Annotated in this window: 30 protein-coding genes; 10 read left to right on the plus strand and 20 right to left on the minus strand. The window is 63.5% G+C overall.

What is annotated here, in order from left to right:
- The first annotated feature begins 19 nt into the window (after positions 1 to 19).
- The 5 genes from AC2FNY_RS10420 to AC2FNY_RS10440 all read left to right on the plus strand — a co-directional run bounded on the left by AC2FNY_RS10420 (position 20) and on the right by AC2FNY_RS10440 (position 4,911).
- Positions 20 to 1,051, plus strand: coding sequence for a branched-chain amino acid ABC transporter permease (locus AC2FNY_RS10420; protein ID WP_496802403.1), 1,032 nt, complete (start codon positions 20 to 22; stop codon positions 1,049 to 1,051).
- A gap of 3 nt (positions 1,052 to 1,054) precedes the next feature.
- On the plus strand, positions 1,055 to 2,257 hold the full coding sequence (locus AC2FNY_RS10425; RefSeq protein WP_234139442.1) for a branched-chain amino acid ABC transporter permease: 1,203 nt from the start codon (positions 1,055 to 1,057) through the stop codon (positions 2,255 to 2,257).
- A gap of 12 nt (positions 2,258 to 2,269) precedes the next feature.
- Complete coding sequence (locus tag AC2FNY_RS10430; RefSeq protein WP_234139441.1) at positions 2,270 to 3,025, plus strand: ABC transporter ATP-binding protein; 756 nt, start codon at positions 2,270 to 2,272, stop codon at positions 3,023 to 3,025.
- Between the two features lie 69 nt (positions 3,026 to 3,094).
- Entirely contained in the window at positions 3,095 to 3,850 is a 756-nt protein-coding gene (locus tag AC2FNY_RS10435) for an ABC transporter ATP-binding protein (RefSeq protein ID WP_234139440.1), read from the plus strand.
- 215 nt (positions 3,851 to 4,065) lie between these two features.
- Complete coding sequence (locus AC2FNY_RS10440; RefSeq protein WP_496802404.1) at positions 4,066 to 4,911, plus strand: glycosyltransferase family 2 protein; 846 nt, start codon at positions 4,066 to 4,068, stop codon at positions 4,909 to 4,911.
- A gap of 1 nt (position 4,912) precedes the next feature.
- Here the strand turns inward: AC2FNY_RS10440 and AC2FNY_RS10445 are convergent, their stop codons facing one another.
- The 3 genes from AC2FNY_RS10445 to AC2FNY_RS10455 are packed head-to-tail and all read right to left on the minus strand — an operon-like array spanning position 4,913 to position 8,378.
- Positions 4,913 to 5,716, minus strand: coding sequence for a 3-hydroxybutyrate dehydrogenase (locus AC2FNY_RS10445; protein ID WP_234163244.1), 804 nt, complete (start codon positions 5,714 to 5,716; stop codon positions 4,913 to 4,915).
- Positions 5,713 to 7,221: a class I adenylate-forming enzyme family protein gene (locus AC2FNY_RS10450; RefSeq protein ID WP_496802405.1), complete on the minus strand. Its 1,509-nt coding sequence runs from the start codon at positions 7,219 to 7,221 to the stop codon at positions 5,713 to 5,715. The genes AC2FNY_RS10445 and AC2FNY_RS10450 overlap by 4 nt, the downstream gene beginning before the upstream one ends.
- Positions 7,218 to 8,378 (minus strand): acetyl-CoA acetyltransferase, encoded by a 1,161-nt coding sequence (locus AC2FNY_RS10455; protein ID WP_496802406.1) that lies wholly within the window; start codon positions 8,376 to 8,378, stop codon positions 7,218 to 7,220. Before AC2FNY_RS10455 ends, AC2FNY_RS10450 begins: the two co-directional genes overlap by 4 nt.
- A 90-nt stretch (positions 8,379 to 8,468) precedes the next feature.
- Here AC2FNY_RS10455 and AC2FNY_RS10460 point away from each other — a divergent pair, with 90 nt between their 5' ends.
- The 4 genes from AC2FNY_RS10460 to aat all read left to right on the plus strand — a co-directional run bounded on the left by AC2FNY_RS10460 (position 8,469) and on the right by aat (position 11,691).
- A complete protein-coding gene (locus AC2FNY_RS10460) occupies positions 8,469 to 9,005 on the plus strand; it encodes a LuxR C-terminal-related transcriptional regulator (protein WP_234139435.1) in 537 nt (178 codons plus the stop codon).
- Between the two features lie 147 nt (positions 9,006 to 9,152).
- Positions 9,153 to 9,647, plus strand: a complete 495-nt coding sequence (gene accB, locus AC2FNY_RS10465; RefSeq protein ID WP_234139434.1) for an acetyl-CoA carboxylase biotin carboxyl carrier protein — start codon at positions 9,153 to 9,155, stop codon at positions 9,645 to 9,647.
- A gap of 10 nt (positions 9,648 to 9,657) precedes the next feature.
- Positions 9,658 to 11,007, plus strand: a complete 1,350-nt coding sequence (gene accC / locus AC2FNY_RS10470; protein WP_496802407.1) for an acetyl-CoA carboxylase biotin carboxylase subunit — start codon at positions 9,658 to 9,660, stop codon at positions 11,005 to 11,007.
- A 51-nt stretch (positions 11,008 to 11,058) separates the two neighbouring features.
- Entirely contained in the window at positions 11,059 to 11,691 is a 633-nt protein-coding gene (aat, locus tag AC2FNY_RS10475; protein WP_496802408.1) for a leucyl/phenylalanyl-tRNA--protein transferase, read from the plus strand.
- Here the strand turns inward: aat and AC2FNY_RS10480 are convergent.
- The 6 genes from AC2FNY_RS10480 to AC2FNY_RS10505 all read right to left on the minus strand — a co-directional run bounded on the left by AC2FNY_RS10480 (position 11,655) and on the right by AC2FNY_RS10505 (position 15,515).
- Positions 11,655 to 12,014 carry a DUF2155 domain-containing protein gene (locus AC2FNY_RS10480; protein WP_496802409.1) on the minus strand — a complete coding sequence of 120 codons (360 nt, stop codon included), beginning with the start codon at positions 12,012 to 12,014 and terminating at the stop codon, positions 11,655 to 11,657. The two genes, aat and AC2FNY_RS10480, sit on opposite strands and share 37 nt — an antisense overlap.
- Positions 12,011 to 12,466 carry an outer membrane lipid asymmetry maintenance protein MlaD gene (gene mlaD, locus AC2FNY_RS10485; protein WP_234139430.1) on the minus strand — a complete coding sequence of 152 codons (456 nt, stop codon included), beginning with the start codon at positions 12,464 to 12,466 and terminating at the stop codon, positions 12,011 to 12,013. The genes AC2FNY_RS10480 and mlaD overlap by 4 nt, the downstream gene beginning before the upstream one ends.
- Positions 12,467 to 12,476: 10 nt before the next feature.
- Positions 12,477 to 12,860: an NADH:ubiquinone oxidoreductase subunit NDUFA12 gene (locus AC2FNY_RS10490; RefSeq protein WP_234139429.1), complete on the minus strand. Its 384-nt coding sequence runs from the start codon at positions 12,858 to 12,860 to the stop codon at positions 12,477 to 12,479.
- Positions 12,861 to 12,950: 90 nt separating this feature from the next.
- Entirely contained in the window at positions 12,951 to 13,349 is a 399-nt protein-coding gene (locus tag AC2FNY_RS10495; RefSeq protein WP_496802410.1) for a RidA family protein, read from the minus strand.
- Positions 13,350 to 13,478: 129 nt separating this feature from the next.
- Positions 13,479 to 14,747 carry an ATP-dependent Clp protease ATP-binding subunit ClpX gene (clpX, locus tag AC2FNY_RS10500; protein WP_234139427.1) on the minus strand — a complete coding sequence of 423 codons (1,269 nt, stop codon included), beginning with the start codon at positions 14,745 to 14,747 and terminating at the stop codon, positions 13,479 to 13,481.
- 141 nt (positions 14,748 to 14,888) lie between these two features.
- The gene (locus AC2FNY_RS10505; RefSeq protein ID WP_234139426.1) at positions 14,889 to 15,515 is read right to left on the minus strand and encodes an ATP-dependent Clp protease proteolytic subunit; all 627 of its coding nucleotides are present in this window, start codon (positions 15,513 to 15,515) and stop codon (positions 14,889 to 14,891) included.
- Between the two features lie 242 nt (positions 15,516 to 15,757).
- Between AC2FNY_RS10505 and AC2FNY_RS10510 the strand changes: the two genes are divergently transcribed.
- Positions 15,758 to 16,762 (plus strand): GlxA family transcriptional regulator, encoded by a 1,005-nt coding sequence (locus tag AC2FNY_RS10510; protein WP_496802411.1) that lies wholly within the window; start codon positions 15,758 to 15,760, stop codon positions 16,760 to 16,762.
- A 24-nt stretch (positions 16,763 to 16,786) separates the two neighbouring features.
- Here the strand turns inward: AC2FNY_RS10510 and AC2FNY_RS10515 are convergent, their stop codons facing one another.
- The 11 genes from AC2FNY_RS10515 to AC2FNY_RS10565 all read right to left on the minus strand — a co-directional run bounded on the left by AC2FNY_RS10515 (position 16,787) and on the right by AC2FNY_RS10565 (position 26,712).
- Positions 16,787 to 18,049, minus strand: a complete 1,263-nt coding sequence (locus AC2FNY_RS10515; protein WP_496802412.1) for an FCSD flavin-binding domain-containing protein — start codon at positions 18,047 to 18,049, stop codon at positions 16,787 to 16,789.
- Between the two features lie 38 nt (positions 18,050 to 18,087).
- Positions 18,088 to 18,798, minus strand: a complete 711-nt coding sequence (locus AC2FNY_RS10520) for a c-type cytochrome (protein ID WP_496802413.1) — start codon at positions 18,796 to 18,798, stop codon at positions 18,088 to 18,090.
- A 3-nt stretch (positions 18,799 to 18,801) separates the two neighbouring features.
- The gene (locus tag AC2FNY_RS10525; protein WP_496802414.1) at positions 18,802 to 19,863 is read right to left on the minus strand and encodes a c-type cytochrome; all 1,062 of its coding nucleotides are present in this window, start codon (positions 19,861 to 19,863) and stop codon (positions 18,802 to 18,804) included.
- Positions 19,847 to 21,130, minus strand: coding sequence for a sulfite dehydrogenase (soxC, locus tag AC2FNY_RS10530; protein WP_234218620.1), 1,284 nt, complete (start codon positions 21,128 to 21,130; stop codon positions 19,847 to 19,849). Before soxC ends, AC2FNY_RS10525 begins: the two co-directional genes overlap by 17 nt.
- Before the next feature lie 78 nt (positions 21,131 to 21,208).
- The gene (gene soxB / locus AC2FNY_RS10535) at positions 21,209 to 22,912 is read right to left on the minus strand and encodes a thiosulfohydrolase SoxB (protein ID WP_496802415.1); all 1,704 of its coding nucleotides are present in this window, start codon (positions 22,910 to 22,912) and stop codon (positions 21,209 to 21,211) included.
- A gap of 101 nt (positions 22,913 to 23,013) precedes the next feature.
- Positions 23,014 to 23,865 carry a sulfur oxidation c-type cytochrome SoxA gene (gene soxA, locus AC2FNY_RS10540; protein ID WP_496802416.1) on the minus strand — a complete coding sequence of 284 codons (852 nt, stop codon included), beginning with the start codon at positions 23,863 to 23,865 and terminating at the stop codon, positions 23,014 to 23,016.
- A 77-nt stretch (positions 23,866 to 23,942) separates the two neighbouring features.
- Positions 23,943 to 24,272 (minus strand): thiosulfate oxidation carrier complex protein SoxZ, encoded by a 330-nt coding sequence (gene soxZ / locus AC2FNY_RS10545; RefSeq protein ID WP_234139418.1) that lies wholly within the window; start codon positions 24,270 to 24,272, stop codon positions 23,943 to 23,945.
- A gap of 33 nt (positions 24,273 to 24,305) precedes the next feature.
- Positions 24,306 to 24,722, minus strand: coding sequence for a thiosulfate oxidation carrier protein SoxY (soxY, locus tag AC2FNY_RS10550; RefSeq protein ID WP_234139417.1), 417 nt, complete (start codon positions 24,720 to 24,722; stop codon positions 24,306 to 24,308).
- A gap of 42 nt (positions 24,723 to 24,764) precedes the next feature.
- Positions 24,765 to 25,238, minus strand: a complete 474-nt coding sequence (soxX, locus tag AC2FNY_RS10555) for a sulfur oxidation c-type cytochrome SoxX (protein WP_234167128.1) — start codon at positions 25,236 to 25,238, stop codon at positions 24,765 to 24,767.
- A 130-nt stretch (positions 25,239 to 25,368) separates the two neighbouring features.
- Positions 25,369 to 25,947, minus strand: coding sequence for a thioredoxin family protein (locus tag AC2FNY_RS10560; protein ID WP_234139415.1), 579 nt, complete (start codon positions 25,945 to 25,947; stop codon positions 25,369 to 25,371).
- Between the two features lie 27 nt (positions 25,948 to 25,974).
- The gene (locus AC2FNY_RS10565) at positions 25,975 to 26,712 is read right to left on the minus strand and encodes a cytochrome c biogenesis CcdA family protein (protein ID WP_496802417.1); all 738 of its coding nucleotides are present in this window, start codon (positions 26,710 to 26,712) and stop codon (positions 25,975 to 25,977) included.
- Positions 26,713 to 26,753: the final 41 nt, after the last annotated feature.

Here is a 26,753-nt window from a genome sequence, read left to right on the forward strand (position 1 = left end):
CAGCCACAAGGTGGGGACGATGGACGCAATCATCCTGCAAATTCTGAACGGGCTCGACAAGGGCTCTGCCTATGCGCTGATTGCGCTGGGACTTACACTGATCTTCGGGACGCTGGGCGTCGTCAACTTTGCCCACGGGGCGCTGTTCATGATCGGCGCCTTTTGCGCGGTGACGCTGCAAAGGCTGCTCAATCTGAGCTTTCAGACCATCGACGAGACCCAGAAGGATTTTCTGGGCAACCCGCTGAAGGTCGATACCCCCTATGTCGAGGCCTGGTTCGGCCCGGAAATAGGCGCCGGGATCATCGACTGGTCGGTGCCGCTGGCGGTCCTGTTCGCCATCCCGATCATGCTGGCCGTGGGCTATGCGATGGAGCGCGGCCTGATCAAACATTTCTACAAGCGTCCCCATGCAGACCAGATCCTGGTGACCTTTGGCCTGGCCATCGTCCTCCAGGAAATCATCAAGTATTTCTTCGGCGCCAACCCGATCCAGACGCCGGAACCCTCGGCACTCAAGGGTTCGCTCGATATCGGGCTGATGCTGGGCTTTGACCCGAACGCGATCATCTATCCCATCTGGCGCCTCGTCTATTTCACCTTCTCCGTGGTGATCATCGGCGGTGTCTTCGCCTTTCTGCAATTCACCACCTTCGGCATGGTGGTGCGCGCGGGCATGGCGGATCGCGAGACCGTGGGCCTGTTGGGCATCAATATCGACAAGCGGTTCACCATCATGTTCGGCATCGCCGCCGGTGTGGCCGGTCTGGCGGGTGTCATGTACGGGCCGCTCAACCCGCCCAACTATCACATGGGCATGGATTTCCTGGTGCTCAGCTTCGTCGTCGTCGTGGTCGGCGGCATGGGCAGCCTGCCGGGCGCCGTCGCGGCCGGGTTCCTGCTGGGTGTGCTGGAAAGCTTTGCCTCGACCACCTGGGCCACCACCACCATCCCGGGCATCAACCAGATCATCATCTATCTGGTCGCAATCATCATTCTGCTGACCCGTCCTCGGGGCCTTATGGGCCGCAAGGGCGTGATGGAGGACTAACCCATGCTGGGACTGGACAAGAAAGACACTTCGCTTCTGATCATCGTGGCGATCCTCACCCTGCTGGCACCGTTCATCCTGAACCCGTTTCCCGCAGGCAGTGCCATGGCACAGTTCAACGCGGGCTATCCCGATCTGATGCAGCGGTTCGTCATCTTCGGCATCTTCGCCATCGGCTTCAACATCCTGTTCGGCCTGACCGGCTATCTCAGCTTCGGCCACGCGGCCTTTCTGGGCGTCGGCTCCTATTCGGCCGTATGGATGTTCAAGCTGCTCAGTTACAACGTGATCCCGGCCATCGCGCTGAGTGTCGTCGTGGCCGCGCTGTTCGCGCTTCTGATCGGTTATGTCAGCCTGCGCCGCTCGGGCATCTATTTCTCGATCCTGACGCTGGCCTTTGCGCAGATGAGTTTTGCGCTGGCCTATTCGGTGCTGTCTAACCCCAAGTTCAATCTGACCAACGGGGAAACCGGGCTTCAGGTCTATGCCGATGACCCGCAAATCTTCCACCGTGACAGCCTGCCCGACATGCCGCATCTGTTTGGCCTGTCGATGCGTTCGACCTACAAGCTCGACATCGGCGCCTGGAGCTTTGACTTCAACGTGGGCTATTACCTGTGCGCCGTGATCATGATGGTCATGTTCTACCTTGCCATCCGCATCTTCCGCTCGCCCTTCGGCATGATGCTGCGGGCGGTGAAATCGAACCAGCAGCGCATGAACTATACCGGCCTCAATCCGCGTCCCTACACTCTGGCCGCGTTCGTCATCTCGGGCATGTATGCCGGTCTGGCTGGTGGCCTGATGGCGGCGATGGACCCGCTGGCGGGCGCCGAGCGGATGCAGTGGACCGCGAGCGGCGAGGTGGTGCTGATGACCATCCTCGGCGGTGCGGGAACCCTGATCGGGCCGGTTCTGGGCGCGGGCTTCATCAAGTATTTCGAGAACATCTTCTCGAAGATCAACGACACCATCCTGCACCAGTGGTTCAGCTTCCTGCCCGACGGGATCGAGGACTTCATGGTCTTCATCGTGCACCCGTTCATCGGCAAGGGCTGGCACCTGACGCTGGGTATCCTGTTCATGCTGGTGGTGATCTTCCTGCCCGGTGGCCTTGTGGAAGGCGGCCAGAGGCTGGGCAACTGGCTGCGCAACCGGGGCAAGCGCTCGGGTGAGGCCAAGACCAAGCACGAGCCTGCGGAATAAGGAGCCGGGATCATGGGAATTCTCGAAGTCAAGAATGTGGGCAAGCGGTTCGGTGGTCTTCAGGCGCTGTCCGATGTCAACCTGAGCGTGGCCGAAAACACCGTTCACGCCATCATCGGACCGAATGGCGCGGGCAAGTCCACCTTGCTCAACTGCCTGGTCGGCAAACTGATCCCGGATAGCGGCAGCGTCATGTTCGACGGCCAGTCCGTTCTGGGACGCGCCCCTTACGAGATCAATCAGATGGGCATCAGCCGCGTGTTCCAGACGCCAGAGATCTTTGGCGATCTGACGGTTCTGGAAAACATGATGATCCCCTGTTTCGCCAAACGGGACGGCGCGTTCGAGTTGAACGCGCTGCCCTCGGTAAGCCAGCAGAAAGACGTCGTGGACCAGGCCATGCACATGCTGGAAGAGATGCGGATGGCCGACAAGCGTCATATGCATGCCGCCGCCATGTCGCGCGGCGACAAACGGCGCCTGGAGATCGGTATGTGCCTGAGCCAGGAACCCCGCCTGCTGCTGCTGGATGAACCGACCGCGGGCATGGCACGGGCCGATACCAACAATACCATCGACCTGCTCAAGCAGATCAAACAGGAACGCGACATCACCATCGCCATCATCGAACATGACATGCATGTGGTGTTCAGCCTGGCCGAGCGGATCACCGTTCTGGCCCAAGGCACGCCCCTGGTCGAGGACACGCCGGAAAACATCAAGGGTCATCCGAAGGTACGCGAAGCTTATCTGGGCGAAAGCGCGTGACGGAGTGCGTCACTCATCCCGAAAAGTGGGAACCGGTTTTCGGACAAGATGAGTGAGAAAGGATAAACGATGAACGTAAAACCCGATTTCTCCAAGAACGCCAATCAGGCCACCACGGCGCCCGCCTTTCTGTCGGTCTGGGACATGCATGCCTATTACGGCGAAAGCTACATCGTGCAAGGCGTGAATTTCAACGTGCACGAGGGCGAGATTCTGGCGCTCTTGGGCCGCAACGGGGCGGGCAAGACCTCGACCCTGCGCTCGATCGCGCGCACCGGATCTCCGATGGTAACCCATGGCGAGATCTGGCTGGACCATCAGCCGCTGCACAACATGACCAGCTACGAGGCCGCGCAGGCCGGGCTGGGACTTGTCCCCGAGGATCGCCGGATCATCCCCGGACTGACAGTCGAAGAGAATCTGCAACTGGCCCAGATCGCGCCGCCGATCGGTTGGTCGATCGACCGGCTCTACGACCTGTTCCCGCGTCTGGGCGAGCGGCGCAAACAGGAGGGTGTGACGCTTTCGGGCGGCGAACAGCAGATGCTGGCCATTGCCCGCGCTCTGGCCCGGGACATCAAGGTGCTGCTGCTGGACGAACCCTATGAGGGTCTGGCGCCGGTCATCGTGGACGAGATCGAAAAGACCCTCATCCATATCAAGGAACAGGGCATGACCACGATCATCGTCGAACAGAACGCGGTGCGGGCGCTGGAACTGGCCGACCGCGCGGTGATCCTGGATACCGGCACGATCGTCTTTGACGGCAGCGCCGCCGAAGTGCTCGGAAACGCCGAACTGCGGTCCGAGTATCTGGCGATCTGACTTCACACTCCCCGTCGTGCAGGGCTATCAGCCCCTGCCGATACCTGCGACCGGCCCCACAGGGCCGGTTCTTTTTTTGCGTGGTGGAGACCGTTTTCCGGCACGGAAAACGGCCAGGAAAAGGACTTTTCCTGGTCGGAAATTCCCAAATTCCGACCCTTGCCCGAAAGGTCCGCGCCTGCCTAAATGAGCGCATGAAAATATGTGCGATCACCATGGTTTACCGCGATCACTGGGCGCTGGGTCAATGGTACCGGCACTTTGCACGCCAATTGGGTGCCGAGCACCTTTACGTGGTGGCCCATGGCGCCGACCCCGAGATTGCCCGCATCTGTCCCGGCGCCAGCATCCTGACCATCCCGCGCGACGATCTCAGCCGGTTCGACACCCGTCGGGGCGACATGCTCAACGCCTTTCAGAACGGGCTGAACCAGATTTACGACTGGGTGATCCGCACCGACGCGGATGAACTGATCTGCCTCGACCCAGAGCGATTCGACGGTTTCGCCGATTTCTTCGCCCGCCAGCGTCGCAGCGCCGTTTTTTCCCTGGGACTGAATCTGGGCGAACGGGCCGAGGACGCCACGCTGCAAGGGGATGAACCGGTCCTGAAACATCGCCAGAGCGCGGTCTTCACCGGCAACTATTCCAAGGCCTGGGCGGTGCGCAACAGGATCGGTCTCAAGGCGCACGGGGTGCAGCTGCGACCGGCACGGGTCGAGAGCTTCCCCTTCATCATGCCGCGCGGTGTCTATCTGGTGCATCTGAAATACGCCAACAGCGCCGCACTGGCGCGTGCGGCGGAACACCGGCGAGAGGTGGCAGACCAGCCGGGCCTGGGTAATCCCGGCCAGGCCTGGCTCAACCCCGGCACCGACAGCCGCCGTTTCTTCAAACAGTTCGAGGCGCTGCCGGAGCTGCCCTGGGACGAGGCCGAGCCGCGCGCCTATGCCGATATCTCGACCGAACCGGTGCGCGAGACAGGTCCCGGCGTGGTACGCGCGCGCCGGGACACGCCGCGCATCCGCACCCGCCTGCCTGACTGGTTCAGCGCGCTCTGACCTATTGCGCGGTCCAGCCGCCATCCACCGGGATCGCGGCCCCGGTCACGTTATGGGCGGTGGGGGCGCAAAGCCACAGCGCTAGCGCCCCGATCTCGGCAGGGTCCGAGGCCCGGCGCGAGGGCTGTTTCTCGGCCATCAGATCGGCCATAGCCGCCTCGCGATCGGCGCCTAGCGCCGCCATCCGCGCGGCGATCTGCGGCTCGAGAATGGCGGTTTCGGTCCAACCCGGACAGATGCAATTCACGGTCACGCCGCCCCGGCCCCGATCACCAAGCGCCGCATATTCCAGCGCCGCCACTTTGCTCAGCCCGATCAGCCCGTGCTTGGCCGCCACATAGGGCGCCTTCTCGACCGAGCCCACCAGACCGTGCACCGAGGCGATGTTGATCACCCGGCCATAGCCGCGCTCTGCCATGGCGGGCATGGCGGCCTGCATGGTGTAGAAGGCGGCGCTCAGATTGACGGACAGGATCGTCTCCCAGGTCTCGCCCGCCATCTGGGCCAGCGGCCCGGTGCGCTGGATACCGGCATTGTTGACCAGGATATCGGCGCCGCCCCAATGGGCCACCTCGCGCATCAGCGTGGCGATCTGGCCAGGGTCGCGCAGGTCGCCGGCAAAGAACCGCGCCTCGGGCGCGCCCGCCGCGCGCATCGCAGCACAGGCCGCCTCGGCCTCACCCGCGTCGGCCAGCCCGTGCACCGCGATGCGGGCACCTGCCCCCGCCAACACCTTGGCAATCGCCAGCCCGATGCCCTGGACCGAGCCGGTCACCAGCGCCGTTTTTCCACTCAGATCGGTCATCCCTCGTCCTCCAGCATCCGGCGCAGTTCGGTCTTGAGAACCTTGCCGTAATTGTTCTTGGGCAGCTCCGGCAGCCAGCGATAGTGTTTGGGCCGCTTGAACCGCGCGATATTTCGGGTGCAAAGCGCGTCAAGCTCTGCCGCCTCGGCCTCGCCCACCACAAAGGCCACCACCTCCTCGCCCCAGTCCGGATGGGGCCGGCCCACGACCGAGGCCTCGCGCACCAGCGGATGGGTCAGCAAGACCTCCTCGACCTCGCGGGGATAGATGTTCGATCCACCCGAGATGATCAGATCCTTGGAGCGGTCCTGAAGCGTCAGATACCCATCCGCGTCCAGAAACCCCATGTCTCCGGTCATCAACCAGCCGTCGCGCAAGGCCTTGGCACTTGCCTGCGGGTTGCGCCAGTATCCCGGCATCACCACGTCGCCGCGCACCATCACCTCGCCGGTCTGGCCCGGCGGCAGCGGCGCCCCATCCCCATCCCCGATGCGCAACTGGACCGGGGATTGCGCGCGCCCGACGCTGGCCAGCCGCGCCTGCCAGCGCGGGTGGTTACGGTCGGTCACGTCATGGCGCGACAGGGCGGTGATGCCCATCGGGCATTCGCCCTGACCATAGATCTGTACAAAGATCGGCCCGAAATGGTCGACCGCCTCGACGATATCGGCCAGATACATCGGCCCACCCGCATAGACCACGGTGCGCAGCCCCTCGCCGGTTTCTCCGCTGGCACGGGCCTGCTCGGTCATCCGCTTGACCATGGTGGGCGCTGCAAACATCTGCACCCGGCTGAAATGGCGCGCCAGATCGAAGATCTCGCCCGGGTCGAACCCGCCCGAGGCCGGGCAGACATGGCGTGCCCCGCGCAGCACATGCACCATGTTGTAGAGCCCGGCGCCATGGCTCATCGGGGCGGCATAAAGCACCGTATCCTCGGGCGTGACCGGGTCAACATCCACCGGATAGGCGAGCGAGACCGCCATCAGCATCCGGTGGGTGATCATCACCCCCTTGGGTCTGCCCGTGGTGCCCGAGGTGTAAAAGAGCCAGGCCAGATCGGTGGGATCACATTGCGCCGGGGTCGCGACCGGGTCGGCGGCAAGGATCACGGCCAGCCCGGCCGCGCCCGTCTCGACAATGCGGCCCGGCGCCTGGGCCTCATACAGGGCGGCGGCCAGATCGGGCGTGGCAAAGGTGATCGTGGTTTCGGAATCGGCAAGGATATAGGCCGCCTCGCGCCCGTGCAGCTTGGCATTGATCGGGACCGCCGCGGCCCCGGCATACCAGATGCCATATTGCAGGATCAGATAATCGGGGCTGTTGCCCATGAACAGCGCGACGCGGTCGCCCGGCGCCACGCCCTGCCCGTTGAGCCAGCCCGCCACCCGCGCGGCGCGGTCGTGAAACCCCGCATAATCGGCCACCAGATCACGCCCGAGAAACAGCGCCGGGCGCTCGCCGCCCGTCTGCGCCTGCCGCGCCAGCCAGAGGCCGATATTCATGCCTTGACCGGTTCCAGGATCGAGGCGTAGTTGGCGACCCCCGATCCCCCCATGTTGAAGACCAGCCCCAGTTCAGCACCCGGATGCTGCATCGCATCCGCCTGCCCCAGCACCTGACGCGCGATGAGCGCATGCATGGATACACCGGTGGCGCCGACCGGGTGCCCCTTGGCCTTGAGCCCGCCCGACAGGTTCACCGGCAGCCGCCCGCCCGCATGGACAACACCGCCCTCGAGCAAATCGCTGGCATGACCATGGGCGGCCAATCCCATCGCCTCGTAGATCAGCAACTCGGCGATGGTAAAACAGTCATGAACCTCGGCCACGTCGATATCGCTGACGGTGACCCCGGCCCGGTCATAGGCGCGGTGGATCGCCCGGCGCGGCCCCTCGAAGGCCAGAAGATCGCGCTGCGACATCGGCATGATGTCATTCACCTGCGCCACGCCGCGCAGCCGCGCGGCCTTGGTCACCTCACCCAGCATGTCGTCGGCCACCAGCACCAGCGCCGCCGCCCCGTCCGAGACCAGCGAACAGTCGGTCTTTTTCAGCGGCGCGGCGATGATCGGGTTGCGATCGGACACCTCGGCGCAGAACGCCTCGTCCAGCGGTTTTTGCAACTGTGCCAGCGGGTTGTTGACAGAATTGCCGTGGTTCTTGGCGGCAATCCGGGCCAGCGCCCGGCTGTGATCGCCGTAGCGGTCGAAATAGGCCTGCGCAAACATGGCAAAGACGCCTGGAAAGGACAGTCCCGCCTCTTCCTTTTGATACGCCGCATGGCCAAGGGCCGCGGCCACTTCGGCGGTGGGCAGGTGGGTCATCTTTTCCACCCCGATCACCAACGCCACCCGCGCCTCGCCCGACAGGATCGCCTGACGCGCCGCAAACACCGCAGCCGAACCCGACGCGCAGGCATTCTCCAACCGGGTCGCGGGCTTGTAGCGCAGGGCGGGGTCGATACTCATCGCCAACGAGGAGGGAAAGCCGTCCCCCACCAGACCGGCGTTGAAATGACCCACCCAGATGCCGTCGACCGCCTCGGCGCCAATGCCGGCATCGGCCAGAGCCTCGCGCCCGGCGGCGGTGATCATGTCCTCGACCGACATGTCTGTCAGCTTGCCGAACTTGGTATGCCCCCAGCCCGCGATGGAAACCATGGTCCGTCCTCCCCAAAAGATCTGTGTCAAATCCTGCCAAGACGCAGCTTTCGCTTCAATTCCGTAGAAATACCCGTCACCATACGCGGCATGAGCGATCCCGGCTTCGAATATGCGCCTATCGGTCTGGTAGAGTTGGAAAACCGCGTTATCCGGCGGTGCAACCTGCATTTTGCCAGCATGTTCGGCGGGCAGGAAAGCGACTATCGCGACATGCCGCTGCTCAGGCTCTATCCCAGTCACGAGGATTTCGAGCGCATCGGCAAGCGCGGCCTGCAGGCCATGCGCGAGACCGGTTATTACACTGACGAACGCATCATGCGCCGCCGCGATGGCGATCTGTTCTGGTGCCGGGCGCGCGGCAAATCGCTGACGCCCGACGACCCGTTCCGCCATGGGATCTGGAGTTTTGCCGACATCTCCGAAGAACGACGTGTGGTCGAGCTGACCCCGCGCGAGCGCGAGGTGGCGCTGCTGACCTGCCGGGGCCTGTCGGCCAAGGAGGTGGGTGCGGAACTGGGACTCAGTTATCGCACCATCGAGGCCCATCGCGCCCGCCTGCTGCAAAAATTCGGCGCCCGCAAACTACCGGAACTGGTGGCGAAACTCTCCGGAATGCCGCTTTGATCGCATTTTCCTCGCAATCGGGCGACGCAAACCCCATGTTTCCCGATGACAGGGCGCTTTTCATGGCCCGGCGCTTGGCCTATAACGCCGCGTAATTCACGAGCCCGAACACCACAAACGGGCCAAGGGGAACCGTCGAGGACACTCATGACAGACAGCAGACACGAAGCGGATGTGGCATTCATCAAGGCGCTGGCCGAATTGCTGCGGGAAAACGATCTGACCGAAGTGCAGGTCAAGCGTGAATATGGCGAGGAAGACAGCCTGAACGTGCGCGTCAGCCGCGTGTTGCCCGCAGCGGCTCCGGTGCAGGTCGCCGTGCCCGCCGCTGCCCACGCCGCTCCGGCCCCGGCCGCCCCTGCGGCGCCCACTGCTGCGCCGGCCAGCACCGAGGACCCCGCCGCCCATCCGGGCGCCGTGACCTCGCCCATGGTTGGCACCGTCTATCTGCAGGGTGAACCGGGCGCGCCCTCGTTCGTCAGCGTCGGCGCCAGCGTTGCCGAGGGCGACACGCTGCTGATCGTCGAGGCGATGAAGACCATGAACCACATCCACGCCCCGCGCGCGGGCACCGTGAAACGCATCCTGGTGGGAGACGGCGACGCCGTGGAATTCGGCACCCCGCTGGTCATCATCGAATAAGGGCGCCGTCATGTTCGACAAGATCCTGATTGCGAACCGAGGCGAGATCGCCCTGCGTGTGATCCGCGCCGCGCGCGAGATGGGGATCGCCACGGTTGCCGTGCACTCCACCGCCGACAGCGACGCGATGCATGTGCGCATGGCCGACGAATCGGTCTGCATCGGCCCCGCCCCCGGCAGCCAGAGCTATCTCTCGGTGCCCGCCATCATCTCGGCCTGCGAGATCACCGGCGCCCAGGCGATCCATCCGGGCTATGGCTTTCTGTCCGAAAACGCCGGTTTCGTGCAGATCGTCGAAGATCACGGAATCACCTTCATCGGCCCTTCGGCGGAACATATCCGCATCATGGGCGACAAGATCACCGCCAAGGAAACCGCCAAGGAACTGGGTATTCCCGTGGTTCCCGGCTCGGATGGCGGCGTGGCCGATCTGGCCGAGGCGCGCCGGGTCGGTGACGCGATCGGCTATCCGGTGATCATCAAGGCCACCGCCGGCGGCGGCGGCCGCGGCATGAAGGTCGCCCGCAATGCCAAGGAGATGGAGCACGCCTTTTCCACCGCGCGCTCCGAGGCCAAGGCCGCCTTTGGCAATGACGAGGTCTATATCGAGAAATACCTGACCACGCCGCGCCATATCGAGATCCAGGTCTTTGGCGACGGCAAGGGCAACGCGGTGCATCTGGGCGAGCGCGACTGCTCGCTGCAACGCCGTCACCAGAAAGTGTTCGAAGAGGCACCCGGCCCCTGCATCACCCCCGAGGAGCGCGCCCGGATCGGCAAGATCTGTGCCGATGCGGTGGCCCGGATCAACTATATCGGCGCCGGTACCGTGGAATTCCTCTACGAGAATGGCGAGTTCTACTTCATCGAGATGAACACCCGCCTTCAGGTGGAGCATCCGGTGACCGAGGGCATCTTTGGCGTCGATCTGGTACGCGAACAGCTCCGGGTTGCCGCTGGCCTGCCGATGTCCTTTACCCAGGACGATCTGCGGATCAACGGCCACGCGATCGAGGTGCGGATCAACGCCGAGAAACTGCCGAATTTCTCGCCCTGCCCCGGCAGGATCACTGCCTATCACGCGCCCGGCGGTCTGGGCGTGCGGATGGATTCGGCGCTTTATACCGGCTACTCGATCCCGCCCTATTACGACAGCCTGATCGCCAAGCTGATCGTGCAGGGGCGAGACCGGCCCGAGGCGCTGGCCCGCTTGCAACGGGCGCTGAGCGAACTGATCGTGGACGGGATCGACACCACGGTGCCGCTGTTTCACGCGCTGCTGCAAGAGCCCGACGTCCAGAGCGGCACCTATAACATCCACTGGCTGGAGCGCTGGCTTGCGGAGAACCTGGCCGACTGACCGTGGGGGCCGGGTCCCTGATCCGGCTCCGCACCGCGTATCGGGCGCGGCATGACACTCGCGCCCGAACTGCTGCTGCATGGCTATTCCATCGGCATTTTTCCAATGGCCGAGCACCGCGACGACCCCGAGGTTTTCTGGGTCGATCCGATCCGGCGCGGCGTCTTTCCCCTGAACGGGTTTCACCTGTCGCGCAGCCTGGCCCGGCGCATGCGGCGCGGCGACTATCAGGTCAGCATCGACCGAGACTTTGCGGGTGTGGTGGACGGCTGCGCCGACCGGGCCGAGACCTGGATCAACCCCGAGATCCGCGCCAGCTATCTGGCACTGCACCGCTTGGGTCATGCCCATTCGCTGGAAATCTGGGAAGGGACGCAGTTGATCGGCGGCGTCTATGGCGTGGTTCTGGGCGCGGCCTTCTTTGGCGAGAGCATGTTTTCGCGCCGCACCGATGCGTCAAAGATCGCGCTGGCGCATCTGGTCGACAGGCTGCGACAAACCGGGTTCACCCTGTTCGACACCCAGTTCCTGACCGCGCATCTGGCCTCGCTGGGCGCGGTGGAAATCCCCCGCGCCGAATACCGGCGCCGGCTGGAACGCGCGCTGGATGGATCTGCGGATTTCTCGGCCGTGATCGAGCAGAGCCCTCAGGGCGTCATACAGCGGATCACCCAGACATCATAGCGGGAGTGGTCCAGCGCGCTCAGCGCCGGGGACGAGGCGATCATCCAGCCATCAAAGATCGCCTGCCGCTGGCCATGCTCCCAGATAGTGAGATAGGCAAAGGCGTCGCCGGTGGGGTTCTCGACCGGATAGCGGCAATCGCCCAGCGCAACGTCCAGCCCGTAGATCTCGGCCGTCTCGCCGTTTCCAACCCGGAAATCCTCGGTCTGGCCGCTGACCTTGTCCAGGCCGCGCAGCAACGCGCCGGTGCCCGAGGTCACCTGATCCGACGCCAGCACCGGCGCTGCCAGCAGGGTCAGAATGAGCGCGGCAAGACGGATCACTCGCCGCTCCCGTCGCCCGCCACGAACTTGACCAGCAGCGAGATCAGGCTGACCGCGCCCTGGGTGTCGTCGATCACGTCGCCCGGTTCGAAGTAGAAGGCCGAACCACCCGGCATGATTTCAAGGAAGTTGCCGCCCAGCAGCCCCTCGGACGAGATCACCGCCGCGCTGTCATCGGGAATCTGGATCCCCTCGATGACGGTAAACCGCGTATCGGCGCGATAGCTTTCGGGGTTCAGATCAACCCCGGTGACCGTGCCGATCTTGACGCCCGCCAGCCGCACATCGGTGCCCACGGTCACCCCTTCGAGCGAGCGGAACGAAGCCGCCAGTTCGTATCCGCCGGTGCCGCGCGACAGGCCGGTTGCCTGGCTTGCATAAACGCCAAAGGCCAGAGCCGCGGCCAGTACCGCACCGCCGACCAGAACTTCTGTCATGTTGTGGCTGGACATATCCGCCTCTTTATTCCGGGCTCCAGGCCTCGTAATCGCGCCGTTCGACCGGCTTGGGCCGGCGCAGTGATCCCGCCGGGACATAGGCCAGCGGTGTGCCGGTCAGGTTCTCCTGATGCGGCTTTTCCCAGGCCTTGTGGGGCAACGGCCGCTCGGTCGGCGGTTCATCCCAGGTCCGGTGCAGCCAGCCATGCCATTCCGGGTCGATTCGGCTGGCCTCGGCTTCTCCGTTGAAGATGACCCAGCGCTGGCTGTCATCACCGTTGCGATAAAAGACGTTTCCCTGCGCGTCCTCGCCCACCTTGGTGCCCTTGCGGGCGGTATAGATCCGGGTGTTCAGCGTGGCACCGTTCCACCAGGTCACGGCGCGCAGCAGGGTGTTCAGGATTCCCATAGGGTACCTCCGAAAGTGACTTATCAGCAGATATGACCGATGCGCGCGCCAAGGTCCAGAGGCCAGCCCCGCGACAGGCCCACGCAGCCGTTATTGTGGCAACAAGGCCGTGACTTCGATCTCGATCCGGTATTTGGGATCGATCAACCCGCATTCGATCATCGTCGCCGCCGGCGGATTTGCGCCAAAGGTCTCGGCCAGGATCGGCCAGCAGGGCTCGAATTCCGCCGCGTCGGGCAGATAGTAGTTCACCCGCACCACATCGGCAAAGCCTGCACCGGCCTCCTTCAGCGCCGCACCGATGACTTCCAGCGCGGAACGGCACTGCGCCACCACATCATCACCTTGCCCGACCGTGCCCGCAACATGCACGAAACCGCCCGCCACCACCGCACGGCAATAGCCGATCTTGGCCTCAAACCGGCCACCCGATGAAATCCGCCTGATACCCACCTTGCTGCTCCTTTCCCGATCGCCATGCCTGCACATGGCCTCTTCCTCTTGCTGAAAATATCCCGGGGGAGTCACCGCAGGTGACGGGGGCAGCGCCCCCTTCTCCCCCTTCAACACAAAACGGCGCGGAAGTTCCGCGCCGCCCTATCCGCTCCTCCCCGGCTCTCAGCCGGCGCTTGCCGATCCCTTTTCGTTTTCGGCATAGATCAGCAGCGGCTGCGCGTCCGAGGTCACCGCCTCTTCGTTCACCACCACTTTGGTCACGTCGTTCATGCTGGGCAGGTCGAACATGGTATCCAGCAGGATATCCTCCATGATCGAACGCAGGCCGCGCGCGCCGGTCTTCCTTTCGATCGCGCGCTTGGCGATCGCCTTCAGAGCATCGTCGGTGAAATCCAGCTCGGTGTCTTCCAGCTCGAACAGGCGCTGATACTGCTTTACCAATGCGTTCTTGGGTTTGGTCAGGATGGTGACCAGCGCATCCTCGTCCAGATCCTCAAGCGTCGCCAGCACCGGCAGACGGCCGACAAATTCCGGGATCAGGCCGAATTTCAGCAGGTCCTCGGGCTCCAGCTCGGTAAAGAGCTCGCCCACCCCGCGCTCGTCACTGGCGCGCACATCGGCGCCAAAGCCCATGGCGCTGCCCTTGCCGCGCTGCGCGATGATCTTGTCGAGACCTGCAAATGCGCCGCCGCAGATGAACAGGATATTGGTGGTATCCACTTGCAGGAATTCCTGCTGCGGATGCTTGCGCCCGCCCTGCGGCGGCACGCTGGCCACGGTGCCTTCCATCAGCTTCAGCAGCGCCTGCTGCACCCCCTCGCCCGACACGTCACGGGTGATCGAAGGATTTTCAGACTTGCGGGTGATCTTGTCGACCTCGTCGATATAGACGATGCCGCGCTGGGCCCGCTCGACATTGTATTCGCTGGCCTGCAACAGCTTGAGGATGATGTTCTCCACATCCTCGCCCACGTAACCGGCTTCGGTCAGGGTGGTCGCATCGGCCATCGTGAACGGCACATCCAGAATGCGCGCCAGCGTCTGCGCCAACAGCGTCTTGCCGCAGCCCGTGGGGCCGATCAGCAGGATGTTCGATTTGGCCAGTTCGATATCGTTGCCGGCCTTCTGGGCGTGGTTAAGACGCTTGTAATGGTTGTGCACGGCAACCGACAGCACCCGCTTGGCGGTGGACTGGCCGATCACATAGTCGTCCAGCACGTCACAGATATCGCGCGGCGTCGGCACCCCGTCCGAGGATTTCAGACTGCTGCTTTTGGTCTCTTCGCGGATGATGTCCATGCACAGCTCGACACATTCGTCGCAGATGAACACCGTCGGACCCGCGATCAGTTTGCGCACCTCGTGCTGGCTCTTGCCGCAGAAGCTGCAGTAAAGCGTGTTCTTGCTGTCACCGCCTGAATTCGTCGCCATGGTCACCCTTTCCGGCCTTCGTCCCGGCGCCCCGCTCCGCGCGGACGGGAGGCCGATTGTTCATGAAGCTTAGGCCAGCATACCGGCCGCTACAATGTCAAACTTCCCGGTGCGCGGGGTTGTCCGCGCACCGCCTGCCGATCAGGCGTCGTCGCCCTTGCTGCGACTTTCGACGATCTCGTCGATATGACCCCATTCCTTGGCCTCTTCCGGCGACATGAAATTGTCGCGGTCCAGCGCCTTTTCAACGGCTTTCTTGGTCTGGCCGGTGTGCTTGACATAGATGTCATAAAGCCGGTCCTTGAGCTTCTGGGTCTCGGCGGCATGGATCATGATGTCGCTGGCCTGACCCTGATACCCGCCCGAGGGCTGGTGCACCATGATACGGCTGTTGGGAAGCGAGAAACGCATGCCCTTTTCACCGCCGGCCAGCAGGACCGATCCCATCGAAGCCGCCTGGCCGATCACCAGGGTCGAGCATTTCGGCTTGATATACTGCATGGTGTCATAGATCGACAGGCCGCTGGTCACCACGCCACCGGGGCTGTTGATGTAGATCGAGATTTCCTTGTTCGGGTTCTCGGCCTCCAGATGCAGCAGCTGGGCCACGATCAGATGGCTCATCCCGTCATGAATCGGGCCGTTGATGAAAATGATCCGCTCCTTCAGCAGGCGCGAGAAGATGTCATAGGCGCGCTCGCCCCGGCTGGTCTGTTCGACCACCATGGGGACAAGGGTATTCATGTAGGTATCGACGGGATCGAACATCTGGGACCTGCCTGCTCTTAGCGTTGGTTCGGGACATTACCCGAGGAGGGTTACACGAGTCTTAGTGTCGCCTTGGGAGGGCTGCAAGGGCCGGAGGCGAATTCGTTTGCCGCAGACACGCACAACGGCATGACGCAAATCGGCAACAATGCGACGCATATTGACCTTGCGCCGGGCAAACAGCACGGTACGGGCATGTAACCCGTCGGAGCCCTTGCCCGCTCCTTCCCGATCAGAGCGCCATGACCCAGACCCCCTTTGTTTCCAAAGCAGCCTCCGCCTCGGTTTCGCTGAACTATGACGGGCCGTCGCAGGATTTCCGCTTTCTGTTGCTGCCCAAGGCGACGATGCTGGCAGTGGCCGCGGCCATCGAACCCCTGCGCATCGCCAACCAGCTGACCAAGAAGCAGCTATATACCTGGCATACGATGACCGAGAACGGCGCGCCGGTCACCTGTTCCAACGGGCTGCGCATCACCCCGGATCAGGCGCTGGCACCGCTGCCGCCCGAGGCGATGGGTTTTGTCTGCGCCGGGGTCGAACCGGAGAAAAGCTACTCCCCCGCCGTACTGGCCTGGCTGCGGCGGGAATACCGCCATGGCAGCGCCCTGGGCGGCATCTGTACCGGTGCCTTTGCCCTGGCCCGGGCGGGGCTGCTGGAAGGTCGCCGTTTCACCCTGCATTGGGAAAACCAGCCCGGCTTTACCGAGGCCTTTCCGGATCTGACCCCGACCCCGAACATCTACGAGCTGGACGGGCGGGTCACCACCTGCGGCGGCGGCAATACCGCCATCGACATGATGCTGGCCCTGATCGAAAAGCAGCACGGGCCCAAGCTGGCCATCGTGGTGGCCGACATGTGCATCCACATGCGCTCGGGCCGGCAATCGCCGCAGCGCTCGGCGCGCTCGGTGGCGATCGGCAGCCGCAACCCCGCACTGCTCAAGGCGATCGAGTTGATGGAGGCGGAACTTGAGGAGCCGCTGACCAATGACGATCTGTGCGACCGGCTGGGCATCTCGCGCCGTCAGCTGGAGCGATTGTTCAAACGCTATCTGGATCAGGGGCCGATGGCGTTTTACCTCAACCTGCGGATCGAGCGTGCCTTCATCTATCTCAACGAGACCAACATGACCGTGGCCGAGATCGCCGCCGCCACCGGTTTTGCCAATACCAGCCACCTGTCGCGGCAGTTCCGCGCCCGTTATGGCGCCTCGCCGCATTCCTTCCGCAAGGCGTGGTCCTGAGTGGACCACGCCCCACGCGGCCGTTCAGCCGAACATGTCCGAGGTGATGCCGGCATACCAGCCGATGCTCTCCTCGTAAGTGGCCTGGCGCAGTTCGGCGCTTTCGCCGGTGGCGCTGATAAAGCCGTCGACCTTGGCGATCTTCTCGTCCGTCGCCTCGTAGGTGGCGCCGACCTTGACCCCGTCATCGGTCGCAATCAGCGACCAGCAGGTGTTCGAGAACTTGGCCGGGAACATCTTGGAATCGGTCAGCGCCGCGCGCACCGCCATCGCCGCCACCTTGGCCTGGCTGTTGGCCGAGAAGCCCGATTTCGGCATGTCGCCCTGATTGGTGGCATCGCCCAGCACGTGGATATTCTCGTCCATCCGGCTTTGCATCGTATGGCCGATGACCGGCGCCCAATTGCCCTCGTTGATGCCCGCGATCTCGCAGATACGGCCCGCCTTCATCGCCGGGATCACGTTGCAGACATCGACCTTGGTCTCTTCGCCGTCGATGGTGACGGTCATCGCCTCGGGATCGACCGAGACGTCGCCGCCGCCGAAATCCGGACCGATCCAGTCGACCATGCCGGAATAGTGGGTGTTCCAGCCTTCCTGGAACAGCGCCATTTTCGAGAATTTCGGCTTGGGATCGGCAACGATGATCTTGGCGGTCGGGTTTTTCTGTTTCAGCACATGCGCCACCATCGAGACCCGCTCGTAAGGTCCCGGCGGGCAGCGATAGGGGTTGGGCGGGGCCACCATGGCGAATGTGCCGCCCTCGGGCATCGCCTCGATCTGCGCCTTGAGCAGTTCCGACTGCGACCCGGCCTTGTAGGCATGCGGCATCTTGTTCTGGGCGCTGAGGTCCCAACCTTCGACCGCGCCATCGACAAAGTCGATGCCGGGGCTGAGGATCAGCCGGTCATAGGGCAGCACGCCGCCGCCTGCCAGGCTGACGGTACGGGCGTCGCGGTCGATGCCGACAGCCCAGTCATGCACCACGTTGATGCCGTATTCGCTGGCCAGCTTGCCATAGGAATGGGCGATGCTCGACAGCTCGCGAAAGCCGCCGATATAGAGGTTCGAGAAAAAGCAGGTGTAATAGCTGCGGGTCGGTTCCACCAGGGTCACGTCGATGGCCCCGGCAGCGCCCTTGGCGATATAGCGCGCCGCGGTGGCGCCGCCGGCACCGCCGCCAACGACCACCACACGGGGTTTGCCCGCGCCCAGCACGACCGGCGCCTGAAGCGCTGCCGCCGCCGCGACACCAGTGCCCAGGAATGTCCGTCTGTTCAAAGTCATCTGGTTTCCTCCTCCAAGAAACAAATGAGCGCCGGACGTTATTCCAGCGCTTCGAAATAGGCGGCCAGGGCCGCGATTTCCTCGTCCGACAGCCGCCCGGCCATCATCTGCATCACCGGGTGTGGCCTGATCTTCTGCTTGTAGGCATGCATGGCCAGAACGAAATCCTCTGCCAGCCAGCCGGTGATCACCGGAATGCCGTCATAGTCGCCATCTGTCTGGTGGCAGGTGGTGCATTCGGTGGACAGGTATTCACCATATTCGGGATCGCCCACCATGGCCAGCACCTCGGGCGCCAGTTCCACATCCTGTTTCAGCGCGGTGGGCGCTGCCTCGGGGATGTTCTGGGGACTGGCCGAGAACCGGCGCAGATAGGCCAGGATATCGCCCCGGTCCTGCGGCTCGGGCAGGCCCGCAAACTCCATGTTGGTACCTGAGACCAGCGTCTTGGGATTGGTCAGATAGGCGTCGAGATGTTCGAGATCCCAGACCATCCCGTCGCGCCGGGCGCGCAGGATGCCCGGGGAATAGTCGAAATCCTCGAACTGGGCGACCTTGCGGTCGAAGATGCCGTTCAGATGTGGCCCGGTGCCATGCTCGGCCCCCTCGCCCACCTGGTGGCAGCTGGCACAGACCTGAAACAGCCCCTCCCCGCGCGCGGCATCGCCGATGTCCCGCGCGGTCTCGTCGGCCCGGGCCGCACCCGTGAGGGCGGCCCCGGCCAGTATCGCTCCTCCCAGCCAGCGCATCGCTTACTCGAAACTCTTCAGGTATTCGATGACGGCGGCGATATCGTCCTCCTTCTTCAGACCGGCAAAGGACATCTTGGTCCCCTTCATATAGGCCTTGGGTTTGGCGAGGAAGGCGGCGAGTTCGTCCTCGGTCCAGACCAGCCCGCCTTCGCCAGCGGCCTGCATCGGCTTGGAATACTTGAACCCGTCAACCGCACCGGCGGCATGTCCAACGATCCCGTTGAGCATGGGGCCGGTCTTGTTCTTGGCACCCTCGCCGACCTGATGGCAGGCCTTGCACTTCTTGAAGGTCTTTTCACCCGCTGCCATCAGCTCGGGATCAAGCGCCGCCGCTTCCACAGGCGCAGGTTCCGCCGCCGTTTCGGTTGCTACTGCTTCGGTGACAGTGGCCGCCCCCTCGGGCTGTGCCGCGGCCGCGTTGTCCCCGCCCGTATCCGGCGTCACGTCCAGCACGCGGGCGCGCATGGTGATCTCGACCGTGTCCTTGCAGTTTTCCATGCAGGGCGCGTCGGTCCAGAAATGCGCCTCGGACGTTTCGCGGTCATCGATGATGAACCCGCCCGCGTTGGGCAGTTCGACCTCGGCGAAATTCTCGTTGGAGAGCACGAAATCGTCGTCCACCAGATCGTTGGAATAAAGGATATAAGCCACGATCGCATAGACCTCGTCCGGGCTGAGCGACTGCGCGTTGCCAAAGGGCATCGAGCGGTTGACATAGTCCCAGGCGGTGGACAGGTGCGGCCAGTAGGAGCCTACGGTCTTGAGCGGATCCTCGCGGTCGAGCGTGTCCATGCCACCGGCCAGCTTGGGCCAGTTGTCGACCCCCTCGGCGAAATCGCCGTGGCAGATGGCGCAGTGTTCGGCAAACACCATCTCGCCATCCTCGACCGAACCCTCGCCTGCGGGCAGGCCGGTTCCATCGGGGCTGACGTCCAGATCCCATGCGGCGATCTCTTCGGGCAGCGCCGGGCGGCCCAATCCAAACTCGCCCGCCCAGGCCGGCGCCGACAGCATCAGCGCGGTGACCGATGCGGTGAGGGTCAGCTTAGGAAACTTCGACATTTTCGGCCACTCCGTTTGCCTTGACCCACCAGGTCTGGATCGCGTTGTTGTGATAGATCGAGTTGAGGCCCCGCACCTCGCGCAGCTGCGCCTTGGTGGGCTGCACATAGCCGCTGGAATCGCGGGCGCGGCTTTGCAACAGCATCTCGGACCCGTCCCAGTTGGTATCGAGATAGAACCGGGTGAGCGCCTTGTCCTGTCCCGGCGCCGCCAGGCGGGCGGGCTGCCAGCTTTTGCCGCCATCCATCGAGACATCGACACCGGTGATCGCACCTCGGCCCGACCAGGCCAGGCCGGTGATCACCAGCGGACCGGCACCATGGGTGATCGGCGCCTGCGGGCTGGGCGAGGTGACGACCGATTTGGCATCCATCACCCAGGTCCATTTGCGGCTGGTGCCATCCTCGAGCGTGTCGGTGTATTTCGAGGTCTCCTCGCGGCTTTCGACGGGGCCGTCCATCACCTCGATCCGGCGCAGCCACTTGACCCACATGTTGCCTTCCCAGCCGGGAACGACCAGACGCACGGGATAGCCATGTTCCTTGCGCAGCGCCTCGCCATTGGCCTTGAAGGCGACCAGAACGTCATCCAGCGCCTTTTCCATCGGGATCGAGCGGCCGTTGGACGAAGCATCGGCGCCTTCGACATAGACCCATTTGTCCTTGAGATCGCCCGCCGCGCTCAAGCCCGCCTCTTCAAGCAGGGTGCGCAGCGAGACGCCGGAATATTCCATGTTATGGATCATGCCATGGGTGAACTGGGCGCCGTTCAGCTGGGCACCGGCCCATTCCATGCCCGAGTTTGCCGCGCATTCGCAGAAATACACGTGGTTCTGGCGCGGGAAACGCTCCAGATCGGCATAGGAGAAGACCAGCGGCTGATCGACCAACCCGTTGATCATCAGGCGGTAATCTTCCTTCTTCAGCGCGATGGCGCCCGAATGGTGCCGCTCGAAGGCACATCCCTGCGGGGTGATGGTGCCATCCAGCGCGTGGATCGGGGTAAAGTTGATCGAGCTGATCGTGTCGGCGGTCAGCCATTCCACGTTGCGGCGAATGACGTCGCCCTCGTATTCGATGGGCAGGCCATAGGGGGTTGCGTCCACACCGTCGCCGGTGGCGCGCGCCCAGTCCTGAACCTCGGTGATCAGCGGATCGGGACCTGCGGCCCGTGCCGCGCCCGCTGCCACGGCCCCCGCACCGGCGGCCGCGACACTGGTCAGGAACCGGCGGCGCGACGGGCTGTGCTTGCCAGAGCTTTCACTCATACTGTTGCCTCCTTTGCATCACTGCATTCGCGTATGTGAATGCAATCGCTCAAAAAATTTTGGCCGGTTGTGAGCGCCTCAGGCGCCCACGACCTCGACCGATGTATTGGGGGTCACGTTGACGGTGCCCAGTTTGCGGATGTGGTTTTCGACCACATCCCAGATCTGCGGGCCTTCGGTGCCCTCGTTGACGCTGGCCCAGCCGGCGACGACGTAATTCTTGGCCGGGTCGATCTTTTCCCCGGTCTTGAGCAGGGTCATGTCGCTGATGCGTTCCCCCTGCGGCTTGGTCACGTCGATGCGGTAGCCCAGCCCGCCGACACGCACCATGTCTCCGCCCTGCTGGTAATAGGGGTCGGGGTTGAACAGGTTGTCGCCCACATCCTCGAGCACCACATGCAGGAACTCGCCAGTCATCTCGGTGCGATAGGCGGCGCCATAGCTCATGGAGGTGACGTTCCAGATATCCTCTCGGGTGATCTCCTGCCCCGGCAGGATCGACGGCCCCCAGCGCACGCCGGGCGACATGGCGATATCGGCGTCGCGCTCGGAAATCAGCGCGTCGCAGATCAGGTCGTCCCAGGTGCCGTTGAAATTGCCGCGGCGATAGAGCAGCGCATCATCGGCGGTGCGCCCGATCACCTCGCGCAGCTGGTCGATATGCGGCTCGCGCTGCGCGTTGATCAGGGCGGTGACCTGCGGGTCAGGGGCGATCACGTCCGAGAAGATCGGGATCAGCTTGTGTTTCAAACCCATCATCCGGCCATCGCGGATATCCAGATCGACCCGGCTGACGAATTTGCCGTTCGAGCCGCTGGCGATCACATAGGTTTGTTCCACCAGCACCGGTTCGGGCAGCGCGTCATGGGTGTGACCGCTGAGGATGACGTCTATGCCGGTGACCCGGCCCGCCATCTTCTTGTCCACGTCAAAACCGTTATGGCTGAGCACCACGACAACCTCGGCGCCCTCAGCCCGGACCTCGTCGACCATGGCCTGCATATTCTCTTCGCGGATGCCGAAGGAGAATTCGGGGAACATCCAGCCCGGGTTGGCGATCGGCATATAGGGGAAGGCCTGGCCGATGACCGCGACCTTGACGCCGCCGCGCTCGAAGAACTTGTAGGGTTTGAACAGCTCCGACGGCTCGTCCCATTCAGCGTCAAAGATGTTCTGGCCCAGCGAGGCAAAGGGCAGGCTTTCGACCAGCTCGGTGACCCGGTCGGTGCCCAGGGTGAATTCCCAGTGAAAGGTCATCGCATCGGGTTTCAGCGCGTTCATCACGTTGACGACATCCTGCCCCTCGGTGTGGAAGCAGGTATAGGAGCCATGCCAGGTATCGCCGCCGTCCAAGAGCAGCGCATCGGGCCGGTCGGCGCGGATTGAGTTGACCACGGTGGCGACCCGGTCCATGCCGCCCACCCGGCCATAGGCCCGGGCCAGCGACGAGAAATCGTTATATGTCAGCGCATAGGCCGATGGGCTGCCATCCTCGATCCCGTAGAAGCGGCGGAAATCGGCACCGGTGACATGCGGCATCTGCCCCTTGGCCGCGCCGATACCCAGATTGACCTCGGGCTCGCGGAAATAGATCGGCATCAGCTGGGCGTGGATGTCGGTGATATGGATCAGGGTCAGGTTGCCGAACGTGTCGAATTCCAGGAGCTGGTCCTGGGTCAGCGCCTGCTGCGCGGCCAGCCGGGACCAATTGCCAAAGCCGGAGGCCCCCACCAGGGCCGAAGCGGCCATGGAAACCTGAAGAAAATCGCGACGGGAGATCATGAGGCAGCCTTTTCCTGATCGTTTTCATCATAAATTCACAAAAGTGAATTTGTCTGGACAAAAAAGACCCCGCACCGGTATTCCGGTGCGGGGCCCGGGTGTTAGTTGCGGACCGAGGGTCCTTCGACCGACAGGCCGTTGCCGCGGCTGGCAACATAGAGTTCCAGCGCCACGAATTCCGGGCTGCCGGGGCTGAACGTCTCGGCGCGGGTATCGCGCACGCAGCCCTTGAAGCGGGCATGGGCCGTGTTCAGCTTGGCATTTTTCAGGCGATAGGTCGGAAACCCGTTGATCTGCCCCTGGCTCAGGTGGTCGGCGCGGATCATGTTGCCATAATTGTCCTCATGGCAGTTCGCGCAGCTCAGTTCCAGCTGACCATAACGGGTGTAATAGATTTCCTTGCCCATCTCCCAGGTTGCCTGAACCGGGCCGTCGATCGCCACATTGACCGGCAGGCCGCGCGACTGCACCGAGATCAGCGCCGTCATCGCCGCCATGTCTCCACCGTCATATTTCCACGCCTTGGCGCCCATGCGGTTCTCACGGCAGTCATTTACCTGCGCCTCAAGTGTGCGCACCTCGCCGGCGGCCTCGTTCCACTTGGGATAGACAGCCCGCACGCCCGCCATGCTTTCGGCCGCATCGCCGTGGCACGAGGCACAGGATTTGCCCTCGGATCCATCGGCGGTGTCCCACGCCTCTTGCGCCTGGTCGACAAAGACCATGGCCGGGTTGTCGAAGTCATCCATCTGCAACGCCTGGGTCTCGTCCGACCGGAAGCGCCAGCCCGAGTACAACTCGGGCAGCGCGCCATCCAGATGAGCGGGCGCTTCGGTTTGGGTGACCATGTTGATCTCGCCGTTGACGACCAACTCATCGCCGTCCGGGCCGGCCACCGCCGCCAGAGGCGCGGCCAGCAACGCGGCAATCGCGGTCATTGCCCTGACTTTCATCCATATTCCTCCCTTGGGTGATTGGCCGCGCCCGGTTCGCGCACCGGGCGGCGGCATCTTTTGCCTAGGACCGCGGATCAGGCGATCGTGATCGACTTGTTGTCGTTGTAGACAGAGCCGTCATCGTCATACCAGGTGAAGGCGAACTCGCCCGCTTCGGGCACAGTTGCTTCGAACTGGAAATAGGGGTTGGTGGAAATCGCCGGCTCCATGGTGATGTCGATCACCGACTGGCCGTTGAATTCGCAGGTGAAGCGGTTGATGATCGAACGCGGAATGACATTGCCTTCCTTGTCCTTGCGCTGACCGCTTTCCATCGCGTGGCTGATGAGCGTCTTGATCGTGATCGCCTCGCCGGCTGCTGCCGATTTCGGGACCTTCACGCGGGGTTTAACACCAGATGCCATGTGTCTTGTCTCCTGATTATCGGACGCGCGGGCTTAGCCGCCACAACCGCCGATGGTCACTTTTACGGTCGAGCTGGCCTTGACGAAGGAACCGTCGGCCATCTTGGCGATGGCGACAACGTCCTGGGTTCCGGCCAGACGAATGCGGGTCGAGGCCGACTGCGCAGCAGCCAGCGGGCCGAAGTTGAACTGCGCCACGCCCGGAGTCGGGTTGCCCATGGCCAGAACCAGGATCGCCGTCGCGCCGGGGGCGCTGACCTCGATCGGAACGGTATTGCCGTTCTCGGCAATCTCGGGCGCGGTCAGGGTCAGCCCGCCCTCGCCCATGTCTGCACCGCCGGTAAACTCGGCGATCCGGTCCTCGGCGGCGGCGTTCACGCGGAACGGCAGCACCGTCAGGGCCGCTGCGCCCAGGGCCAGGCCCAGGGTGTCACGACGTGAGAAATCCATCGTTGCTCTCCTTTGTTTGTCGCCGCGCGGGTTCGGCACGGCTTACTCGTCCTTGAGGGTCGCGAGGAATGCGACCACATCTTCGATCTCTTGCGCCGACAAGAGCGGCGTCAGCGGGCCATCGGGCGCCTTGCCGGTATAGGCGTTGCCGGGGCGGACATAGCCGTCGACCCGGTAGAAGGACGGCATCATCGACCCTTCGAATGTCAGCTTGGCATTGGCGACCAGCCCGCGCAGTTCGGCCTCGGACCAGCGGCTGCCCGCCCCGTCCAGCGCCGGCCCGATTTCGCCCTGAAAGGGCACGTCGGCCAATGCGCTGACCTGATGGCAGGCGACGCAGTTGCCGTGCTTTTTCGAGCCCACGACCATGGCACCGTTGGCCGCATCGCCGGGTGTTCCGGTCAGCGATGCCTCGACGGCGCCGTCGGCATAGACCACATCGCCTGGTGCAGTTTCACCCGCCCAGGCTGCGCCACCGATCAGCGCGGCGGCCAGCGTCAGAATAGTTGTCTTCATGTGTCCTCCCATTGGCTCCCACGTGTCTGCGCACGTGGCGAAACTCGCTCGGTATACCGTAGGCCACGAACCACCCCGAACGCAACATCAAATTCACGAATGTGAATTGGAATTTTGTTGCGCCCGACGCTCAGTCCGTGGAACCATTGCTGCGCTCCTGAATGCGCCGGGCGTGATACCGTTGAAAATCCTCATCGTTATCAAGCGCATACCGCTTTTCAGCAACCCAGGTGAACATGTCCAGCGTGGTGCCCGCGCCAAAGGCGCCGGGCATCACCGCCACCGCCGCCTGCTGGGCCGACTGGTCCTCGGCCACCTCTTCGGGCAGGAACAGAATCGTCGGCGTGAACAGGATGCCCCATTTGCGGGCCATGTCCTTTTCCGACAGCGCCTCGCCATCGAAATCGGTGACCTCGATATCGCCGTGCAGGTTCAATTGTACCACGAAATAGTTCTCTTCGATATAGCTGCTCACCTCGGGCCGGGGAAACACCTCCTTGTGCATCTTGGCGCAGTAGACGCAGCCGCGCTGCTCAAAGAACAGTACCAGGCGTTTGCCCTCTGCGTTGGCCTCGCCCAGGTCCTCGCGCAGGTCCTTGAACGTGTCGCGCATCCACGCGGTCTTGTGCAGCCCGTCATCGCCCAGTTCCGCAGCCTGCGCACCACCCGTCAGGGCCAGCAGGCCCAGTATCGCCAGAAATCTTCTCATCTCCTCACCTCATAATCAGCCCGCCCCTCAGCCCAGTGCCGAAAAGCTGGGAACCCAACGGATCATCGCGTCGGCGATCCAGTTCACGCCGCCGGTGACAATCAGGATAGCAAATACGATCAGCATTGCCCCCATCCCCTTCTCAACCCAGGCAAAGGCGGCGCGATGGCGCTGGACCCACCCCAGAAAGGGACGCGCGAAAAAGGCGGCTACCACAAAAGGCGCGGTCATGCCGACGCCATAGACCAGCAGCAAGAGGCCACCACGCCAGATTTCGCCCATGCCGCTGGCAATCATCAGGATCGCCGCCAGCGCCGGGCCCACACAGGGTGTCCAGCCAAAGCCGAAAGCCAGCCCCATCAGATAGGCCCCAAGCAGGGTCGAGGCGGGCATGGAACTGTCCATCCGGGCCTCGCGATAGAGCAGCGGCACCCGGATCACGCCCAGGAAATGCAGGCCGAACACCACCAATATCGCGGCCGCCGCCCAGGACAGAGTGTCCAGATAGGTGCCAAACAGCCGCCCCAGCGCGGTCGCCCCCATACCCAGCATCAAGAAGACCGAGGTGACCCCGGCGGCAAAGGCGATGGACGACACGATCAGCCGTCGCTGCGCCCCCGGCGCGATCCGCCCGTCGCCGCGCAGCTCGGCCATGCTGAGCCCGCCCATATAGGACAGGTAGAACGGCACCATCGGCAGCACGCAGGGGGTAAAGAAGCTGAGCAGCCCGGCAAACAGCGCACCAAGATAGGAAATTTCGAACATCTGTCGACCTTGTGATGCACGGCGCTTGCGCGCGGCTTGAT

The organism is Ruegeria sp. BHSC223 (assembly GCF_059613025.1).

Coding starts and splice junctions, on each gene's coding strand:
- AC2FNY_RS10420 (WP_496802403.1), top strand. CDS start 20: ATGGACGCAATCATCCTGCAAATTCTGAACGGGCTCGACAAGGGCTCT.
- AC2FNY_RS10425 (WP_234139442.1), top strand. CDS start 1,055: ATGCTGGGACTGGACAAGAAAGACACTTCGCTTCTGATCATCGTGGCG.
- AC2FNY_RS10430 (WP_234139441.1), top strand. CDS start 2,270: ATGGGAATTCTCGAAGTCAAGAATGTGGGCAAGCGGTTCGGTGGTCTT.
- AC2FNY_RS10435 (WP_234139440.1), top strand. CDS start 3,095: ATGAACGTAAAACCCGATTTCTCCAAGAACGCCAATCAGGCCACCACG.
- AC2FNY_RS10440 (WP_496802404.1), top strand. CDS start 4,066: ATGGTTTACCGCGATCACTGGGCGCTGGGTCAATGGTACCGGCACTTT.
- AC2FNY_RS10445 (WP_234163244.1), bottom strand. CDS start 5,716: ATGACCGATCTGAGTGGAAAAACGGCGCTGGTGACCGGCTCGGTCCAG.
- AC2FNY_RS10450 (WP_496802405.1), bottom strand. CDS start 7,221: ATGAATATCGGCCTCTGGCTGGCGCGGCAGGCGCAGACGGGCGGCGAG.
- AC2FNY_RS10455 (WP_496802406.1), bottom strand. CDS start 8,378: ATGGTTTCCATCGCGGGCTGGGGGCATACCAAGTTCGGCAAGCTGACA.
- AC2FNY_RS10460 (WP_234139435.1), top strand. CDS start 8,469: ATGAGCGATCCCGGCTTCGAATATGCGCCTATCGGTCTGGTAGAGTTG.
- accB (WP_234139434.1), top strand. CDS start 9,153: ATGACAGACAGCAGACACGAAGCGGATGTGGCATTCATCAAGGCGCTG.
- accC (WP_496802407.1), top strand. CDS start 9,658: ATGTTCGACAAGATCCTGATTGCGAACCGAGGCGAGATCGCCCTGCGT.
- aat (WP_496802408.1), top strand. CDS start 11,059: ATGACACTCGCGCCCGAACTGCTGCTGCATGGCTATTCCATCGGCATT.
- mlaD (WP_234139430.1), bottom strand. CDS start 12,466: ATGTCCAGCCACAACATGACAGAAGTTCTGGTCGGCGGTGCGGTACTG.
- AC2FNY_RS10490 (WP_234139429.1), bottom strand. CDS start 12,860: ATGGGAATCCTGAACACCCTGCTGCGCGCCGTGACCTGGTGGAACGGT.
- AC2FNY_RS10495 (WP_496802410.1), bottom strand. CDS start 13,349: ATGTGCAGGCATGGCGATCGGGAAAGGAGCAGCAAGGTGGGTATCAGG.
- clpX (WP_234139427.1), bottom strand. CDS start 14,747: ATGGCGACGAATTCAGGCGGTGACAGCAAGAACACGCTTTACTGCAGC.
- AC2FNY_RS10505 (WP_234139426.1), bottom strand. CDS start 15,515: ATGTTCGATCCCGTCGATACCTACATGAATACCCTTGTCCCCATGGTG.
- AC2FNY_RS10510 (WP_496802411.1), top strand. CDS start 15,758: ATGACCCAGACCCCCTTTGTTTCCAAAGCAGCCTCCGCCTCGGTTTCG.
- AC2FNY_RS10515 (WP_496802412.1), bottom strand. CDS start 18,049: ATGACTTTGAACAGACGGACATTCCTGGGCACTGGTGTCGCGGCGGCG.
- AC2FNY_RS10520 (WP_496802413.1), bottom strand. CDS start 18,798: ATGCGCTGGCTGGGAGGAGCGATACTGGCCGGGGCCGCCCTCACGGGT.
- AC2FNY_RS10525 (WP_496802414.1), bottom strand. CDS start 19,863: ATGTCGAAGTTTCCTAAGCTGACCCTCACCGCATCGGTCACCGCGCTG.
- soxC (WP_234218620.1), bottom strand. CDS start 21,130: ATGAGTGAAAGCTCTGGCAAGCACAGCCCGTCGCGCCGCCGGTTCCTG.
- soxB (WP_496802415.1), bottom strand. CDS start 22,912: ATGATCTCCCGTCGCGATTTTCTTCAGGTTTCCATGGCCGCTTCGGCC.
- soxA (WP_496802416.1), bottom strand. CDS start 23,865: ATGAAAGTCAGGGCAATGACCGCGATTGCCGCGTTGCTGGCCGCGCCT.
- soxZ (WP_234139418.1), bottom strand. CDS start 24,272: ATGGCATCTGGTGTTAAACCCCGCGTGAAGGTCCCGAAATCGGCAGCA.
- soxY (WP_234139417.1), bottom strand. CDS start 24,722: ATGGATTTCTCACGTCGTGACACCCTGGGCCTGGCCCTGGGCGCAGCG.
- soxX (WP_234167128.1), bottom strand. CDS start 25,238: ATGAAGACAACTATTCTGACGCTGGCCGCCGCGCTGATCGGTGGCGCA.
- AC2FNY_RS10560 (WP_234139415.1), bottom strand. CDS start 25,947: ATGAGAAGATTTCTGGCGATACTGGGCCTGCTGGCCCTGACGGGTGGT.
- AC2FNY_RS10565 (WP_496802417.1), bottom strand. CDS start 26,712: ATGTTCGAAATTTCCTATCTTGGTGCGCTGTTTGCCGGGCTGCTCAGC.